General features: G+C 53.3%; 20 protein-coding genes. 13 read left to right on the top strand and 7 right to left on the bottom strand.

The annotated features are described in order from the left end of the window. Positions 1-6: 6 nt before the first annotated feature. Positions 7-897 carry an NAD(+) kinase gene (locus tag Q9I99_RS00225; RefSeq protein ID WP_301667883.1) on the top strand — a complete coding sequence of 297 codons (891 nt, stop codon included), beginning with the start codon at positions 7-9 and terminating at the stop codon, positions 895-897. A 24-nt stretch (positions 898-921) separates the two neighbouring features. Then, positions 922-1680, top strand: a complete 759-nt coding sequence (locus Q9I99_RS00220) for a pseudouridine synthase (RefSeq protein WP_301667884.1) — start codon at positions 922-924, stop codon at positions 1678-1680. A 54-nt stretch (positions 1681-1734) separates the two neighbouring features. Here Q9I99_RS00220 and Q9I99_RS00215 read toward each other — a convergent pair whose 3' ends face one another. Both Q9I99_RS00215 and folE2 read right to left on the bottom strand, forming a co-directional pair. Further along, the gene (locus Q9I99_RS00215; RefSeq protein ID WP_301667885.1) at positions 1735-2400 is read right to left on the bottom strand and encodes an NAD(P)H-dependent oxidoreductase; all 666 of its coding nucleotides are present in this window, start codon (positions 2398-2400) and stop codon (positions 1735-1737) included. A gap of 112 nt (positions 2401-2512) precedes the next feature. Next, positions 2513-3286 carry a GTP cyclohydrolase FolE2 gene (folE2, locus tag Q9I99_RS00210; protein WP_369415536.1) on the bottom strand — a complete coding sequence of 258 codons (774 nt, stop codon included), beginning with the start codon at positions 3284-3286 and terminating at the stop codon, positions 2513-2515. Between the two features lie 202 nt (positions 3287-3488). On the opposite strand from folE2, the gene Q9I99_RS00205 reads away from it, so the two are divergent. Further along, the gene (locus Q9I99_RS00205; protein WP_301667888.1) at positions 3489-4646 is read left to right on the top strand and encodes a trans-sulfuration enzyme family protein; all 1158 of its coding nucleotides are present in this window, start codon (positions 3489-3491) and stop codon (positions 4644-4646) included. Positions 4647-4709: 63 nt separating this feature from the next. On the opposite strand, the gene hemB is transcribed toward Q9I99_RS00205, so the two are convergent. Then, positions 4710-5711: a porphobilinogen synthase gene (gene hemB, locus Q9I99_RS00200; protein ID WP_301667890.1), complete on the bottom strand. Its 1002-nt coding sequence runs from the start codon at positions 5709-5711 to the stop codon at positions 4710-4712. A 171-nt stretch (positions 5712-5882) separates the two neighbouring features. Continuing rightward, entirely contained in the window at positions 5883-6167 is a 285-nt protein-coding gene (yhbY, locus tag Q9I99_RS00195; protein WP_118791821.1) for a ribosome assembly RNA-binding protein YhbY, read from the bottom strand. Positions 6168-6275: 108 nt separating this feature from the next. Between yhbY and Q9I99_RS00190 the strand changes: the two genes are divergently transcribed. The 10 genes from Q9I99_RS00190 to Q9I99_RS00145 all read left to right on the top strand — a co-directional run bounded on the left by Q9I99_RS00190 (position 6276) and on the right by Q9I99_RS00145 (position 14907). Beyond that, a complete protein-coding gene (locus Q9I99_RS00190) occupies positions 6276-6896 on the top strand; it encodes an RlmE family RNA methyltransferase (protein ID WP_301667891.1) in 621 nt (206 codons plus the stop codon). A gap of 64 nt (positions 6897-6960) precedes the next feature. Then, entirely contained in the window at positions 6961-8928 is a 1968-nt protein-coding gene (gene ftsH / locus Q9I99_RS00185; protein ID WP_301667892.1) for an ATP-dependent zinc metalloprotease FtsH, read from the top strand. Positions 8929-9146: 218 nt separating this feature from the next. Continuing rightward, positions 9147-9578 carry a type II toxin-antitoxin system RatA family toxin gene (locus tag Q9I99_RS00180; RefSeq protein ID WP_301667959.1) on the top strand — a complete coding sequence of 144 codons (432 nt, stop codon included), beginning with the start codon at positions 9147-9149 and terminating at the stop codon, positions 9576-9578. Further along, positions 9571-9849: an RnfH family protein gene (locus tag Q9I99_RS00175; protein WP_002217575.1), complete on the top strand. Its 279-nt coding sequence runs from the start codon at positions 9571-9573 to the stop codon at positions 9847-9849. Before Q9I99_RS00180 ends, Q9I99_RS00175 begins: the two co-directional genes overlap by 8 nt. A gap of 52 nt (positions 9850-9901) precedes the next feature. Beyond that, positions 9902-10480, top strand: coding sequence for an aminoacyl-tRNA hydrolase (gene pth, locus Q9I99_RS00170; protein WP_301667895.1), 579 nt, complete (start codon positions 9902-9904; stop codon positions 10478-10480). 60 nt (positions 10481-10540) lie between these two features. Further along, positions 10541-10747 carry a dioxygenase gene (locus Q9I99_RS00165; RefSeq protein ID WP_301667896.1) on the top strand — a complete coding sequence of 69 codons (207 nt, stop codon included), beginning with the start codon at positions 10541-10543 and terminating at the stop codon, positions 10745-10747. Continuing rightward, positions 10744-11103 carry a VanZ family protein gene (locus Q9I99_RS00160; protein ID WP_301667897.1) on the top strand — a complete coding sequence of 120 codons (360 nt, stop codon included), beginning with the start codon at positions 10744-10746 and terminating at the stop codon, positions 11101-11103. Before Q9I99_RS00165 ends, Q9I99_RS00160 begins: the two co-directional genes overlap by 4 nt. Before the next feature lie 233 nt (positions 11104-11336). After that, positions 11337-12752, top strand: coding sequence for an SLC13 family permease (locus Q9I99_RS00155; protein WP_301667898.1), 1416 nt, complete (start codon positions 11337-11339; stop codon positions 12750-12752). Between the two features lie 105 nt (positions 12753-12857). Then, positions 12858-13367, top strand: a complete 510-nt coding sequence (locus Q9I99_RS00150; protein WP_301667899.1) for a peptidylprolyl isomerase — start codon at positions 12858-12860, stop codon at positions 13365-13367. A 157-nt stretch (positions 13368-13524) separates the two neighbouring features. Continuing rightward, entirely contained in the window at positions 13525-14907 is a 1383-nt protein-coding gene (locus Q9I99_RS00145; RefSeq protein ID WP_301667900.1) for a phosphomannomutase/phosphoglucomutase, read from the top strand. Positions 14908-14962: 55 nt separating this feature from the next. Here the strand turns inward: Q9I99_RS00145 and Q9I99_RS00140 are convergent, their stop codons facing one another. The 3 genes from Q9I99_RS00140 to Q9I99_RS00130 are packed head-to-tail and all read right to left on the bottom strand — an operon-like array spanning position 14963 to position 17261. Then, positions 14963-15718: an amino acid ABC transporter ATP-binding protein gene (locus Q9I99_RS00140; RefSeq protein WP_301667901.1), complete on the bottom strand. Its 756-nt coding sequence runs from the start codon at positions 15716-15718 to the stop codon at positions 14963-14965. A gap of 9 nt (positions 15719-15727) precedes the next feature. Then, a complete protein-coding gene (locus Q9I99_RS00135; RefSeq protein WP_301667902.1) occupies positions 15728-16444 on the bottom strand; it encodes an amino acid ABC transporter permease in 717 nt (238 codons plus the stop codon). Continuing rightward, positions 16434-17261 carry an amino acid ABC transporter substrate-binding protein gene (locus tag Q9I99_RS00130; RefSeq protein WP_301667903.1) on the bottom strand — a complete coding sequence of 276 codons (828 nt, stop codon included), beginning with the start codon at positions 17259-17261 and terminating at the stop codon, positions 16434-16436. Before Q9I99_RS00130 ends, Q9I99_RS00135 begins: the two co-directional genes overlap by 11 nt. Position 17262: the final 1 nt, after the last annotated feature.

Genomic DNA, 17262 nt, shown 5'->3' with positions numbered 1-17262 from the left:
TCCGACATGAACAGCCCTTTTCACAACATCGGCATCGTAACCCGCCCCAACACGCCCGACATCCAAGACACCGCACACACGCTGATTACCTTTTTGAAGCAGCACGGCTTTACCGTCTATCTCGACGAAGTCGGCATAAGGGAAGGCTGCATCTATACCCAAGACACCGACGGCTGCCACATCGTCAACAAAACCGAACTGGGACAATACTGCGACCTGGTCGCCGTTTTGGGCGGAGACGGCACTTTTCTCTCCGCCGCCCGCGAAATCGCCCCGCGCGCCGTTCCGATTATCGGCATCAACCAAGGTCATTTGGGCTTTCTTACCCAAATTCCCCGCGAATATATGACGGACAAGCTATTGCCCGTTTTAGAAGGGAAATACCTTGCCGAAGAGCGCATCCTGATTGAAGCCGCACTCATCCGCGAAGGCAAAACCGCCGAACGCGCCATCGCCCTCAACGATGCCGTCCTCTCCCGGGGCGGTGCCGGACAGATGATCGAATTTGAAGTCTTCGTCAATCGGGAATTCGTCTATACACAACGTTCGGACGGGCTGATTGTCTCCACCCCGACCGGTTCGACCGCCTATTCGCTTGCCGCCGGCGGCCCCATTATGCAGGCAGGTTTGCACGCCTTCACGCTCGTCCCCATCTGCCCGCAATCTATGACCAACCGCCCCATCGCCATTCCGGACACGTCCGAAATAGAAATCCTCGTTACCCAAGGCGGCGACGCGCGCGTCCATTTCGACGGTCAAACCCATATCGACGTGCAAAACCTCGACCGCATCACCATCCGCCGCTACCGCAACCCCTTACGCATTTTGCACCCGACCGACTACCAATATTTCAAAACCCTGCGCCAAAAACTGCACTGGGGCGAACAATTGGTCTGAACCGACCCTTACCGGAAAACACCTATGAATCCAAAAACTCCCCCCGGCCATACAGAAGATGCCGTGCGCCTGTCCAAACGTATGGCGCAACTCGGGCTTTGTTCGCGCCGCGAAGCCGACGGCTACATCGGACAGGGCTGGGTAACGGTCAACGGCAAAACCGCCGTACTCGGTCAGAAAGTTTCACCGGCAGACCGTATCGAACTGAACAAGAAAGCCCACGAACAGCAGGCGGCACGCATTACCATCCTGCTGAACAAACCCGTCGGCTATGTCAGCGCACAAGCGGAAAAAGGCTATAAATCCGCCGCCGAACTGATTACCTCTGGAAATCGCTGGGAAGGTGACACCAGCCGCATCCGTTTCGATCCGAAACACAAAATCGGTCTTGCCCCCGCCGGCAGGCTGGACATCGACTCGGTCGGATTGCTGGTATTGACGCAAGACGGCCGTATCGCCAAGCAGCTTATCGGCGAAAACAGCGGCAGTGAAAAAGAATATTTGGTGCGCGTGCGCGGCAAATTGGACGAAAAAGGACTTGCGCTGCTGAACCACGGGTTGAGCTTGGACGGCGAGAAACTGCGTCCCGCCAAAGTAGAATGGCAAAACGAAGACCAACTGCGTTTCGTATTGAAACAGGGTAAAAAGCGGCAAATCCGCCGTATGTGCGAACTGGTCGGACTGCGCGTCGTCGAGCTGAAACGCATCAGGATGGGCAAGGTCAAACTCGGCAGGCTGCCGCCCGGCAAATGGCGTTATCTTGCTCCCGGCGAATCGTTTTAAATAAGCATTAAAAAATGCCGTCTGAAAATCCTTGCGTTTTCAGACGGCATTGCCTTATGCCCAAATAACGGTTTCTTCCAAGGGCCTGCGCGCTTTCGTGGCGATTTCCTGAACCCGGTAGCCGAATGTCGCGGCGACGGACACGCCCCATTCTGCCGCATCGAACAAACCGAACTGCCCGGACAATACGCGTTCCATCTCGGCATAGTTGAAACCTTCCACCGGGCAGGAATCGATACCCGCCATCGCCGCACCCGTCATCATGTTGGCTAACGCGATATAGGTCTGGCGGCAACACCAGTCAAACAAGGCGCGCGGATCGTCCAAAATCTTGATGTCGTCGGCTTGAAACGCCCGATACCTCGCCAAAGATTTTGCCACGGCATCCGGTTCGGTAACGCCGCGCCGTTTGAGGCTTTCCAACATAAACGGGCTGTCGAAGCGGGCATTTTTCTTCGCCAAAAACACCACCAAATGACTGGCGGTATCCAAAGCATCCGCCATACCCCAAGAAAACGGCTTGATTGCCTGTCGGATTTCGGGGTTTTGAACCACAACAAACTGCCAAGGCTCCGAACCGACCGAACTGGGCGACAAACGCCCGAGTTCTAAAATAAACTGAAAATCCCCGGCACTGATTTTGCGTGCCGCATCGTAATGCCGGCATGATTTGCGGTTTTTAAATGCGGATAGAACCTGCTCTCTGTCTAATACCGTCATAGTGCATCCTTTTATTACTTGTATTGCAAATTGATTTCAAACCGATACGGCGGCAGATTAGCGAATACCTCCCCAATGCCTTTCAGACGGCATTTGGGCATCGCAAACGCGCCTACGGATACGCGATATAGGCATAAGCCGAATGGTTGTGGATAGATTCGAAATTCTCACTCTCGACAACAAAGCTCTTGATACGCTTGTCGACAATCAGTGCAGTAGCAACATCACGCACCATATCTTCCACGAATTTCGGATTTTCGTAGGCCTTTTCGGTAACGTATTTTTCATCGGGGCGTTTGAGCAGGCCGTAGAGTTGGCAGCTTGCCTGCGCCTCCACATAATCGATGACTTCCTCGATACCGACTTCGGCATCGGCAGTCAGGCTGACGGTAACGTGCGAACGCTGGTTGTGCGCGCCGTATTGGGAAATTTCTTTGGAACACGGGCAAAGCGAGGTTACGGGAATCATGACCTTCATACTGTGGCCGTATGCACCGTCTTTGATTTCGCCCGTGAGACAGACATCATAATCCAGTAAGGACCGGATACCGGATACCGGCGCGGTTTTCTTGCGGAAAAACGGGAAAGAAACGCTGATTTTGCCGGCGCGGGAATCCAAAAGCGCGACCATTTCGGCAGTCAGCCTGTGCAATTGTGCGAAATCCAAGGCTTCGGTTTGCTGCTCCATCAATGCGACAAAGCGCGACATATGCGTACCCTTCTGCTCGGCGGGCAGGTAAACCGTCATCGTCAGGCGGGCAACCGTGGATTGCGTTCCTTCGGCGGTTTTCAGGGTAATCGGGAAGCGCAGGTCTTTAATGCCGACCTGATTGATCGGCAGGTTGCGTAAATCTCTGCTGGATTGCACGTCTGCAATGGCGTTCATGCGTTGTTTGTCCTTAATATTCAGATAATTATTGAGATGTGTGTATTGTATGGCAGGAAGATGCCGTCTGAAAAAACGCTGTCGGCCGCCTGCCCGCAAATGCGAGATTATATCACTTGCTTTTGGCGGCTGCATTGATTGTTTCTATTTTCGGGATAGTGATAAAATCCCGACTTATTCATATCTTACAAGGCAGAAACAGATGAAATTCCCGACCCGCGCCATCCATTCCGGCTACGATTGCGACGAACACAACCGCGCGCTGATGCCGCCAATTTATCAAAACAGTATGTTTGCGTTGCACGAGATTGGCGAAAATGTGCCTTACCGCTATTCGCGCCTGAGCAACCCGACCCGTCAGGTCTTGGAAGATACCGTTGCCGATTTGGAACACGGTGCGGCCGGCTTTGCGTTTTCCAGCGGTATGGCGGGGATTGATGCCGTGTGGCGTACTTTCCTGCGCCCGGGCGATACCATTGTCGCCGTCGCCGATATTTACGGCGGCGCTTATGATTTATTGGTCGATGTTTATCAAAAATGGGGGGTGAACGTTGTTTTTGCCGATTTGGGCAATCCGGATAATTTGGACGAACTGCTCAAAGCGCACAATGTCAAACTGGTTTGGCTGGAAACGCCGTCCAATCCGCTTTTGCGCTTGGTAGACATCAAAGCCCTTTCAGCGAAAGCCAAAGCAGCCGGTGCGCTGGTCGGCATCGACAACACCTTTGCCACGCCGTATCTGCAACAGCCGTTGGATATGGGTTGCGATTTTGTATTCCATTCCGCTACCAAATATTTGTGCGGCCATTCCGACGTGTTGATGGGCATCGTCGTTGCCAAAACCAAAGAACTGGCGCAGCCTTTGCACGATATGATGGTGCATACCGGTGCGATTGCAGGCCCGATGGACTGCTGGCTGGTGTTGCGCGGTATCAAAACACTGGCTCTGCGCATGAACGCCCATTGCCAAAACGCACTCGAAATCGCACGCCGTTTGGAAGTCCATCCTGCCATTGAAAAAGTGTTCTATCCCGGCCTGCCGTCTCACGAACATTATGAACTTGCCCAAGCACAAATGCCTAAAGGCATCGGCGGCGTGGTTACGGTTTATCTCAAAAACGACACACGTGAAGCGGCCAATAATGTGATTAAAAACATGAAACTGGTCAAAATGGCTTCCAGCCTCGGCGGCGTGGAAAGTTTGGTCAACCATTGCTATTCCCAGTCCCACAGCGGCGTGCCGCATAATGTGAAAATGGAAATGGGCATCAGGGTCGGACTCCTGCGCTTCTCCATCGGCATTGAAGACGTAGATGATATTTGGAACGATATTTCCGCCGCACTGGATACGACTGTATAATCTACGCAAAATGCCGTCTGAAACCATGGTTTCAGACGGCATTTCAATTAACCCGGCCGAAAATCAACGCTTCAGCATCTTTGCCGCCTCAATAGCGTAATAGGTCAAAATCCCATCCGCACCCGCACGTTTAAATGCCAGCAAGCTTTCCAAAACCACTTTGCCGCCGTCCAGCCAGCCGTTGGCAATCGCTGCCTGCAACATCGCGTATTCTCCCGAAACCTGATAGGCATAAGTCGGTACGCCGAACTCGTCCTTCACACGACGGACAACGTCCAAATACGGCAAACCGGGCTTCACCATCACCATATCCGCACCTTCCTGAATATCGAGCGCCACTTCATGCAGCGCCTCATCGGTGTTTGCGGGATCCATCTGATAGGTCTTTTTATCTGCCTTGCCTAAATTGCCCGAACTACCTACCGCATCACGGAAAGGGCCGTAGAATGCAGAAGCATATTTGGCAGAATATGCCATAATCCTCGTATGGATATGCTCGGCATCCTCCAAAGCCTCGCGGATGGCACCGATACGCCCATCCATCATATCGGAAGGAGCAACGACCTGCGCGCCCGCTTCAGCGTGGCACAAAGCCTGCTTGACCAAAACCTCTACGGTTTCATCGTTCATCACGTAACCGTTTTCGTCCGTCAGCCCGTCCTGACCGTGAACCGTATAAGGATCGAGTGCGACATCCGTCATAATGCCCAGTTCGGGAAACCTCTCGCGCAGGGCGCGGACGGCTGCCGGCACGAGTCCTTCGGGATTGTACGCCTCCTGCGCACATTCTGTCTTATTTGCCGTAACGACAGGGAACAGTGCCAGCATGGGTATTCCCAAATTTGACGCTTCCTCCGCCGTAAACAGCAACCTGTCCAAACTTTGACGCTTCACACCCGGCATAGAAGGCACATCCCCCTCACGAGCCGCCCCCTCCAATACGAACACCGGATAAATCAAATCATCGGCAGTCAGCGTATGCTCGCGCATCAGGCGGCGTGAAAAATCGTCCCTGCGCATACGGCGCATACGCGAAGCCGGAACATTGCGGTAAGGAAACTGCATAATTCCTCCAATCATCCTGTCAACAATTCAAATCATACAGAAGCCGCCGCAACTTGCAGACGGCATCGGGCGGTAATCAAAATCCGTTTTCACCGGAAAGGGTTTCGGCACACCGAAATGCCACGCCGAAGGACAGCGTCCCGCCCGTTAAAGAACAAACCCCTTCCAAAATCAGGCTTCAATATTCTTACGCCACAATACCAAAAGTTTCCCGATATGCTGAACCGGTTGCGCGTCAACCGCCTCACACAAGGCATTGCAGATTTCGATACGTTCGGCACGGTCGTCGCCGAATACGCGCACTTTAATCAGCTCATGCGCCGTCAGTGCCGCATCGGTTTCCTTGATGACCGCGTCCGTCAAACCCTGCTGACCGACCATCACAACAGGATGGAGATGGTGCGCGCGCGCTTTCAGTTCCAAAATTTCTTTGGTGTTCAATTTGCTATCCGTCATTTTCCTACTGCTTGAATAAAAAGAATAATGCGGCATTGTACGCGATTTGGCACGGCAACGGCAAAATTAACGTACAATACGCGGTTTCATTCCGACCCGCGAACCACTATGGCTGTACGTTCCAAATCCTCAAAAGCGTGGCTGCACGAACACGTCAACGATCATTACGTCCATATGGCGCAAAAAGACGGCTACCGCGCCCGTGCCGCATACAAACTTTTGGAAATCAACGAAAAAGACAAGCTGATCAAACCCGGCACGGTACTTGCCGACTTGGGCAGCGCACCGGGAAGCTGGTCGCAGGTTGCCGCCAAGCTGACGGGTACTTCCGGAGCAGTTTTCGCCTTGGACATCCTGCCTATGGAAGCCATAGGGGGCGTGTCCTTCATTCAGGGCGACTTCCGCGAGAACGACGTACTGGCACAATTCGAAACCTTGTTGGACAACCGCCCGCTCGACCTTGTAATCTGCGATATGGCGCCCAATATGTCGGGCAATGCCGTAACCGACCAGGCACGCAGCTTTTATCTGTGCGAACTGGCTTTGGACTTCGCCTCGCAACACCTGAAAACCGGAGGCAGCTTTCTGGTCAAAGTCTTTCAGGGAGCAGGCTATCAGGAATACATGGCAGCCATGCGCGAAATTTTCGGCACAGTGCAGACGCGCAAACCCGAAGCCTCGCGCAATCGCTCCAGTGAGATTTATTTATTGGGCAAAAATAAACGCTGACAATACAGACGGCGTGTTTTACAATCATTTCCGTTTTTTACCTTACATCATGGAGCCTTGCTAAGTGGGGAACACCTTTAAATCAATCCTTGTCTGGGTCGCCTTAGGTATCGGTCTGATGGCGGCATTCAACGCATTAGACGGCAAAAAAGAAGACAACGGACAAATCGAATATTCTCAGTTCATCCAACAGGTCAACAACGGCGAAGTATCCGGCGTCAATATCGAAGGTTCTGTCGTCAGCGGCTACCTGATTAAGGGCGAGCGCACCGACAAAAGCACCTTCTTTACCAACGCGCCTTTGGACGACAACCTAATTAAAACACTGCTCGACAAAAACGTCCGCGTAAAAGTAACGCCGGAAGAAAAACCGAGCGCGCTGGCTGCCCTGTTTTACAGCCTGCTGCCCGTCCTTCTGCTGATTGGCGCATGGTTCTACTTTATGCGTATGCAGACGGGCGGCGGCGGCAAAGGCGGCGCATTCTCATTCGGTAAAAGCCGCGCCCGCCTGCTGGACAAAGATGCCAACAAAGTGACCTTTGCCGATGTCGCCGGCTGCGACGAAGCCAAAGAAGAAGTGCAGGAAATCGTCGATTACCTGAAAGCACCGAACCGCTATCAAAGCCTCGGCGGTCGCGTCCCCCGCGGCATCTTGTTGGCAGGCAGCCCGGGTACGGGTAAAACCCTGCTGGCAAAAGCGATTGCAGGTGAAGCCGGCGTGCCGTTCTTCAGCATTTCAGGTTCTGACTTTGTCGAAATGTTCGTCGGTGTCGGTGCGAGCCGCGTCCGCGACATGTTCGAACAGGCAAAGAAAAATGCGCCCTGCATCATCTTTATCGACGAAATTGACGCGGTAGGCCGCCAACGCGGTGCAGGTTTGGGCGGAGGCAACGACGAGCGCGAACAAACCCTGAACCAACTGCTTGTAGAGATGGACGGCTTCGAAAGCAACCAAACCGTCATCGTCATTGCGGCAACCAACCGTCCCGACGTACTCGATCCGGCATTGCAGCGGCCCGGCCGCTTCGACCGCCAAGTGGTCGTCCCCCTGCCGGACATCCGGGGGCGCGAACAAATTTTGAAAGTCCATGCCCAAAAAGTGCCTCTGGACGAATCCGTAGATTTGATGTCCCTGGCACGCGGCACACCCGGTTTTTCCGGTGCGGATTTGGCAAACCTGGTTAACGAAGCCGCCCTGTTTGCCGGCCGCCGCAACAAAGTCAAAGTCGATCAGAGCGATTTTGAAGACGCAAAAGACAAAATCTATATGGGTCCGGAACGCCGCAGTATGGTGATGCACGAAGACGAAAAACGTGCGACGGCGTATCATGAGTCCGGACACGCGATTGTTGCCGAAAGCCTGCCCTTTACCGACCCCGTCCACAAAGTAACCATTATGCCGCGCGGACGTGCGCTGGGTCTGACTTGGCAGCTTCCGGAGCGCGACCGCATCAGTATGTATAAAGATCAGTTGTTGAGCCAGCTCTCCATCCTGTTCGGCGGACGCATTGCCGAAGACATCTTTGTCGGACGCATCTCCACCGGCGCATCCAACGATTTCGAACGCGCCACCCAAATGGCCCGCGAAATGGTAACGCGCTACGGCATGAGCGACAAAATGGGCGTGATGGTCTATGCGGAAAACGAAGGCGAAGTCTTCTTGGGACGCAGCGTAACCCGTTCTCAAAACATTTCCGAGAAAACCCAGCAGGACATCGATGCGGAAATCCGCCGGATTTTGGACGAGCAGTATCAGGTTGCCTACAAAATCCTGGATGAAAACCGCGACAAGATGGAAACCATGTGCAAAGCCCTGATGGAATGGGAAACCATCGACCGCGATCAGGTATTGGAAATTATGGCGGGCAAACAACCCAGCCCGCCCAAGGATTACAGCCACAACCTGCGCGAGAATGCGGACGCGACGGAAGATAACGCGCCGCACGCTCCGGCTCGGGAAGAAACCGGAGCACCTGCTCCGGCAGATACCGCTTCGACAGAGTCCGAGCAGCAGCCCGAAAACAAGGCTTAACTCCCCGAACAAACGGCAGCCCGCAAGCTGCCGTTTTCCCATTCCGTTTCAGACGGCATTTTCCGCTCAATGCCGTCTGAAACGCCAAAGCCGTATCGGTTTTTGCGAATCTACGATATGGCGGTTTAAATTGAAATCAGACGAGGCAAGGCTGTACCGGTTTAAAATTAAACCGCTATAATACCGCCCTTCAAATACAGCCCGCATTGGTGATGCCTGTGAAAAAAGTTGAAAAAAACATCTTGGTGCTGCACGGCGCGGACAAAATGTTCGAGCTGGTCGACAAGGTTGAGGATTACCCGAACTTTCTACCGTGGTATAGCAAAACCGAGGTCATCGGGCGTAGCGGCAACGAACTGAAGGCGCGGCTGTTTATGGACTATATGCACGTTCGCCAATCGTTTGCCACGCACAACCGCAACATCCCCGGCAGGGAAATCCGTATGGAACTGCTCGAAGGCCCGTTCAAAACCTTACGCGGAACGTGGAAATTTATCGATTTGGGCGACGATATGTGCAAAATCGAATTCAACCTTGAATACGATTTTTCCAATGCCGTCTTATCCGCCTTAATTTCCCCCGTCTTCAGCCACCTTTCCTCCACATTAGTCGAAGCGTTCGTCAAAGAGGCAGACCGCCGTTATGCTTGAAATTGAGATTGTGTACGGTCTGCCCGACCGACAGGTTTTGAAAACCATGCAGCTTGCCGAGGGAACAACCGTCCGCGCCGCCGCACTGCAAAGCGGTTTGGACGGCATATTTGAAGATTTAAACCTGCATTCCGCGCCTTTGGGCATTTTCGGCAAAGCCGTCAAAGACGATACGCCGCTGCGCGACGGCGACCGCATCGAAGTGTACCGCCCGCTGTTGATCGACCCCAAAGAAGCGCGCCGCAAACGCGTTCAAAATCAGGAAGAATAACCATGCCGTCTGAAGCCTTCAGACGGCATTCGGCAGAAACACGGAAAATATCATGTCAAACACAATCAAAATGGTTGTCGGATTGGGCAACCCCGGCAAAGAATACGAGCAAACCCGGCACAATGCGGGCTTTTGGTTCCTCGACGAACTGGCTTGGAAGTGGAAGGCTTCGTTTAAAGAAGAAAAAAAATTCTTCGGCGAAGTTGCCCGCGCCGCCCTGCCCGACGGCGATATCTGGCTGCTCAAGCCGACCACGTTCATGAACCGTTCCGGACAGGCAGTTGCCGCCCTTGCGCAGTTTTATAAAATCAAACCCGAAGAAATCCTCGTCGTCCACGACGAACTCGACATTCCTTGCGGCAGGATTAAGTTCAAACTCGGCGGCGGAAACGGCGGACACAATGGGTTGAAAGACATTCAGGCACGGCTCGGCACGGCCGACTATTACCGCCTGCGCCTCGGTATCGACCACCCGGGCGACCGCAACCTCGTCGTCGGCTATGTCCTGAACAAACCCAGTGCGGAACACCGCCAACAGATTGACGATGCCATCGCCAAATCCCTGCAGGCTATGCCCGACATCATTTCCGGCAAATGGGAAGAAGCAACACGTTTCCTGCACAGCAAATGACCCGATGCCGTCTGAAGCCCTTTCAGACGGCATTTTCCCGATTTCCATATCCGAACAGTCATGACAGAACTCAAGCAGCTTATCCAAACCGAATCCGTCCCCGTCATCGAAGAAACCCTCGATTTCCTGCTGTACGAATGCAGCATCGACGACGCACCGTCCGCCGAAGAAGTGGCACAATGGCGCGACATACTTGCCGCACGCGGCGGCAAATTCCTGCGCCTGTCCGAAATCTGCCAAATGTGGCTGGACGAGGAGGCAGCATGAAGCTGCCGCGCAACCGCTTTACCCTGCTTTCCGCATTGTGGTTTGCCGGCGGCATCTATGCGCTGCTCAGACCCGCCGAAACCGCGCCGCCGCCGTTTCCGCATTTCGACAAAGCCGCACACCTCGCCCTGTTTTTCGCACAAATCTGGCTTCTGACCAAAGCATTCAGAACCGAAAGCCGCCCCATCCCCTACCGCAGCCTGATTGCGTTCGCCTTCTGTTTTGCCGTCGGCAGCGAATGCGCGCAGGCATGGTTTACCGCAACGAGAACCGGCAGTTTGGGCGATGTCCTTGCCGATATGGCGGGTACGGTTCTCGCACTCTTTGCCGCCCGCGCCGCCTGCCGCCTGGACTGAATCGGTTTATTTCTCCCAAACAGGATGAATCCCCCCTGATGCATCCTGTTTTTCTCCTTACATATCAATCCCATCTCATAAACAAAACCGACAAATCGTTTACAATATATTTACACTACATCTGATTACAAATATACTCGAACCAGTTGCAGAACCGGCGGTTCCGCAAACCGTTTCGAATTGCACGACACAAAAGAAAAACCGATTTTGTTGCCTTAAAGGAAGGAGCATTCATGAACCTGCATGCAAAGGACAAAACCCAGCATCCCGAAAACGTCGAGCTGCTCAGTGCGCAGAAGCCGATTACCGACTTTAAGGGCCTGCTGACCACCATTATTTCCGCCGTCGCCTGTTTCGGCATTTACCACATCCTGCCCTATACCCCCGATGCCAACAAAGGCATCGCGCTGCTGATTTTCGTTGCCGCACTTTGGTTCACCGAAGCCGTCCACATTACCGTAACCGCACTGATGGTGCCGATTCTCGCCGTCGTACTCGGTTTCCCCGACATGGACATCAAAAAGGCAATGGCAGGTTTCGCCGACCCGACGATTTACATCTTCTTCGGCGGTTTCGCACTCGCCACCGCCCTGCATATGCAGCGTCTCGACCGCAAAATCGCCGTCAGCCTGCTGCGCCTGTCGCGCGGCAATATGAAAGCGGCGGTTTTGATGTTGTTCCTCGTTACCGCCTTTCTGTCCATGTGGATCAGCAACACCGCCACCGCCGCGATGATGCTGCCTTTGGCAATGGGTATGATGAGCCACCTCGACCAGGAAAAAGAACGCAAAACCTATGTCTTCGTTTTGCTCGGCATTGCCTATTGCGCCAGTATCGGCGGCTTGGGAACAGTCGTCGGTTCGCCGCCGAACATGATTGCCGCCAAAGCCCTGAATCTCGATTTCGTCAGCTGGATGAAACTCGGTCTGCCCATGATGCTGCTGATTCTGCCGCTGATGCTGTTCTCCCTGTACGTCATCCTCAAACCTAATTTGAACGAGCGCGTGGAAGTTAAAGCCGAATCGATTCCGTGGACGCTGCACCGCGTCATCGCACTGTTGATTTTCCTTGCCGCCGCCGTCTCTTGGGTATTCAGTGCCAAAATCAAAGCCGCATTCGGTATTTCCAACCCCGATACCGTTATCGCCCTGATTGCCGCCGTTGCTGTCGTTGTCTTCGGCGTGGCGCAATGGAAGGAAGTCGCCCGCAACACCGACTGGGGCGTATTGATGCTCTTCGGCGGCGGTATCAGCCTGAGTGCGCTGCTGCAATCTTCCGGCGCATCTGAAGCACTGGGTCAGCAAGTTGCTTCCACGTTCTCCCATTCTCCTGCATTGCTGGTGATTTTCGTGGTTGCCGCCTTTATCATCTTCCTGACCGAGTTTACCAGTAACACGGCTTCTGCCGCCTTGCTTGTACCCATTTTCGCCAGTATCGCCGCGCAAATGGGGCTGCCCGAACAAGTCTTGGTATTCGTCATCGGTGTCGGCGCATCTTGCGCGTTTATGCTGCCGGTTGCCACACCGCCTAACGCGATTGTGTTCGGCACTGGCTTAATCAGGCAACGCGAAATGATGAATGTCGGCATACTGCTGAACATCCTCTGTATCGCGCTGGTTTCGCTGTGGGCATACTTCTTCCTGATGTAAATCCGGTTCCCTAAAACGATGCCGTCTGACATAATCCGTTCAGACGGCATTGGATTTTCCGCAAGTCTCCCAATTTTGCCTGTGATTTTCAACGAAAGGAAATATATGATTATCCTGCACACCAACAAAGGCGACATCAAAATCGAACTCGATTTCGACAAAGCCCCCGTTACTTCCGCAAACTTCGAGCAATACGTCAAAGACGGCTTCTACGACGGCGTAATCTTCCACCGCGTCATCAAAGGCTTCATGATTCAAGGCGGCGGCATGGATGAAAACATGAACGAAAAAGAAACGCGCGATCCGATTCAAAACGAAGCGTCCAACGGCCTGCCCAACGATAAATACACCATCGCCATGGCACGCACTTCCGACCCCCATTCCGCCAGTGCGCAATTCTTCATCAACACTGCCGACAATGCCTTCCTCAACCACCGCTCCAAAGAAATGTACGGCAAAACCGTTGTCCAAGACTGGGGTTATGCCGTATTCGGCAAAGTCGTTGACGGTTTTGACGTTGTCGATACCATCGAAGGCGTATCCACCAAACGCCACGGCTACCATGATGATGTTCCGACCGAACCTGTCATTATTATCAAAGCCGAAGCCGTATAAACCGATAATCCGGAAGCAGCCTGCATAAAAGGCTGCTTTTTTTGTTTCAGACGGCACGGATAAGGTACGGCGGGCAACACCGCCCGACAGCCTTCAGACGGCATCGCGCTATGCTAAAATAGCCCGTCTTTCCTGAAACCGAAACGAGGGAACCCCTATGGCAAATATTGCCCGCGACATCTTCAAAGCCTACGACATCCGAGGCATTGTCGGCAAAACCCTGACCAACGAAGCCGCCTACCTTATCGGCAAAGCCATCGCCACCAGAGCCGCCGAAAAAGACATCACCCGCATCGCACTCGGACGCGACGGCCGTTTGAGCGGCCCCGAACTGATGACACACATCCAACGCGGTCTGACCGACAGCGGCATCGATGTCCTCAATGTCGGTATGGTTGCCACTCCTATGCTCTACTTCGCAGCCATCAACGTATGCGGCGGCAGCGGCGTGATGATTACCGGCAGCCACAATCCGCCTGATTACAACGGTTTCAAAATGATGCTCGGCGGCGACACGCTTGCCGGCGAAGCCATCCAAGAACTTTTGTCCATCATTGAAAAAGACGGTTTTGTTGCCGCCGACAAACAAGGCAACGTAACCGAAAAAGACATCTCCGACGAATACCACAACCACATCGTCGGCCACATCAAACTCAAACGCCCCATGAAAATCGCCATCGACGCAGGCAACGGTGTCGGCGGCGCATTTGCAGGCAAACTCTATAAAGGTTTGGGCAATGAAGTTACCGAACTTTTCTGCGAAGTGGACGGCAATTTCCCCAACCACCATCCCGACCCATCCAAACCCAAAAACCTGCAAGATTTGATTGCCGCGCTGAAAAACGGCGATGCCGAAATCGGCTTGGCGTTTGACGGCGATGCCGACCGCTTGGGCGTGGTCACCAAAGACGGCAACATCATCTATCCGGACCGCCAATTAATGCTTTTCGCGCAAGACGTGTTGAACCGCAATCCTAAAGCCAAAGTGATTTTCGACGTCAAATCCACCCGTCTGCTTGCCCCTTGGATTAAAGAACACGGCGGCGAACCTGTGATGGAAAAAACCGGCCACAGCTTTATCAAATCCGCCATGAAAAAAACCGGCGCGCTGGTTGCCGGTGAAATGAGCGGACACGTCTTCTTCAAAGAACGCTGGTTCGGCTTCGACGACGGCATGTATGCCGGTGCACGCCTCTTGGAAATTCTGTCTGCCTTCGACAATCCGTCCGAAGTGTTGAACAGCCTGCCGCAAAGCATTTCCACTCCGGAACTTAACATCGACCTGCCGGAAGGCAGCAACGGCCACAAAGTGATTGAAGAGCTGGCTGCCAATGCCAAGTTTGAAGGTGCGACCGAAATCATCACCATCGACGGCTTGCGCGTTGAATTCCCTGACGGCTTCGGCCTGATGCGTGCTTCCAATACCACGCCGATTCTGGTGTTGCGTTTTGAAGCGGATACGCAAGAAGCGATTGAGCGTATTCAAAACCAATTCAAAGCAGTCATTGAAAGCAATCCGAATCTAATCTGGCCTCTGTAAAAATAGAAAAAATGCCGTCTGAAAGTTTCAGACGGCATTTTTCACAAATGGTTAATCAAATCTTGGCAGATTGGATTTGGCTTAAAAATCTCCGCGTCCGTTCGTGTTTGGGGTGGTCGAACAACTCTTTCGGGCTGCCCTGCTCTACGATAACGCCGCCGTCCATGACGACGACGGTCGTGGCAACTTCCAGCGCGAACTTGATTTCGTGGGTCACGACGACCATCGTCCAACCTTCCCGAGCCAATTCCTTCATGGCGTTCAACACGTCTTGCACCAATTCCGGATCCAGCGCGGAAGTCGGTTCGTCAAACAGCATCAGCTCGGGCTGAATCGCCAATGCGCGGGCAATACCGACGCGCTGTTGCTGACCGCCGGAAAGCTGATAGGGATAAAGGTCAACCTTGTCGCCTAATCCAACTTTTTCCAGCAATTTCAAAGCTTCTTCGCGCGCTTGGGCGGCAGGCTTGCCTTGTACGGCAACCGGCCCTTCCATCACGTTTTCCAACGCAGTTTTGTGCGGAAAGAGGTTGTATTGTTGGAACACCATGCCGGACTTGCGGCGCAGTGCCAAAATATCGTGTTTGCTTGGTTTTTTGGCAAAATCGATGCTTAACGGCTGCTCATTGTCAAACTCGATTTGTCCGTCTTCAGGCATTTCCAAAGCGTTTAAACAGCGCAGAAACGTCGTTTTGCCCGAGCCTGAAGGCCCGAGGATGACGACCACCTGCCCTTTACCCACATCCAAATCGATGCCGCGCAAAATGGTGTTTTCGCCGAAGGTCTTATGGATATTGCGGATTTTAATCATGACAACTCCTTATTTGGCGACATAGCGGTCGAAACGTTTTTCCAAACGCGCCTGAATCAGGAATAGCACTTTGCAGAAACACCAGTAAACCAACGCGGCTTCGATATAAACGGGCAAAAAGTCATAAGTACGGTTTGCTGTCTCCTGGGCGACACGGAAAAGCTCCGTTACCGTTACCACTGCGGCAAGCGAGGTATTTTTGAACAAGCCGATAAACTCGTTGCTCAAAGGCGGCACGGCAACGCGGAATGCCTGTGGCGCGACAATGCGGCGGAAAGTCTGCATATAGGTCATGCCGATGGAGAAACCTGCTTCCCATTGGCCTTTAGGTACGGACAAAATTGCCGCGCGTATGGTTTCGGAAGCATATGCGCCAACATTGAGCGAGAAGCCGATGATGGCGGCGGGAATCGGATCAATGAAAATACCGACGGACGGCAGCCCGTAAAACACAATCACAAGCTGCACCAACAGCGGCGTTCCCCTGATGATGGAAATATAAGTTTCCACCAGCTTCAGCAGGATTTTCCGCACGATACCGCCCGAAGGCATAATCCGCACCAAAGCCACGGCGATGGCAATCACCATCCCGATCAGGAACGACGCCACCGCCAGCGGCAGCGAGACTATAAAACCGGCCTTGACCATAGGCAAAAACGCGCTGACAATCATATCGGCGCGTGTTTCCGTCATAAACGGCAGTGAAGCAAGGAAATTATTGAACACTGATGTCTTTTCCGAAGAATTGTTCGCCCAGTTTTTTCAACGTGCCGTCGGCTTTCAGCTCGTTGATTGCCGTGCTGAATTTCGCTACGGCTTCGTCATTGCCCTTGTTGACAATCAGGCCGGAACCGACTTTTTCATCGGCAGGCGCGGACCAAACGATTTTCACGCCCGCATTCGGGTTTTTCTTCAGGTAATCCAATACTGCCAATTCGTCGTTCAGGGTTGCATCGGCACGTTTTTGTTCAATCAGGGTCAGCGATTGCGCCAAACCATCAACAGCCACCAAATCTGCGCCTGCAGCTTTGGCTTTTTCGCCGTAGTTGCTGGTCAGGGATTGTGCGGTTTTCACGCCTTTGATGTCGGCTATGGATTTGATGTTGCTGTCTTTACGGGCAACCAAAACCGCACCGCTCCAGCTGTAAGGCTCGGATTTGTCGAATGTCGCTTGACGCTCAGGGCTGGTCAGGCCGACTTGGTTTGCCACCACGTCGAAACGCCCCGCCTTCAAACCCGCCATCATCGAATCCCATTGCGTTTCTTTAAACTCGACTTTTACGCCCAGTTTTTCCGCCACGGCGCGAGTTACTTCAACATCGTAGCCGGTCAGTTTGCCGTCTTTGTCGTGGTAGGTAAACGGTGCGTAAGTGCCTTCCGTACCGACGGTAACCGTACCTTTATTGTTGATGCGTTCGATTAAAGAACCGGAAACTGCCGATTGTGCAGGCGCGGAAGATGCCCCGCTGCCGCCTTCCGAACCGCCGCAGGCCGCCAAAACCAATGCGGCAATGCCGCCGAGTACGAATTTTTCCAACATCATC

The sequence above is a fragment of the Neisseria basseii genome (genome assembly GCF_962707005.1).
Taxonomy (GTDB): Bacteria; Pseudomonadota; Gammaproteobacteria; order Burkholderiales; family Neisseriaceae; genus Neisseria; species Neisseria bergeri.
The sequence above is the reverse complement of the archived record's forward strand: the minus strand, read 5'-3'. Positions and strand labels throughout refer to the sequence as shown.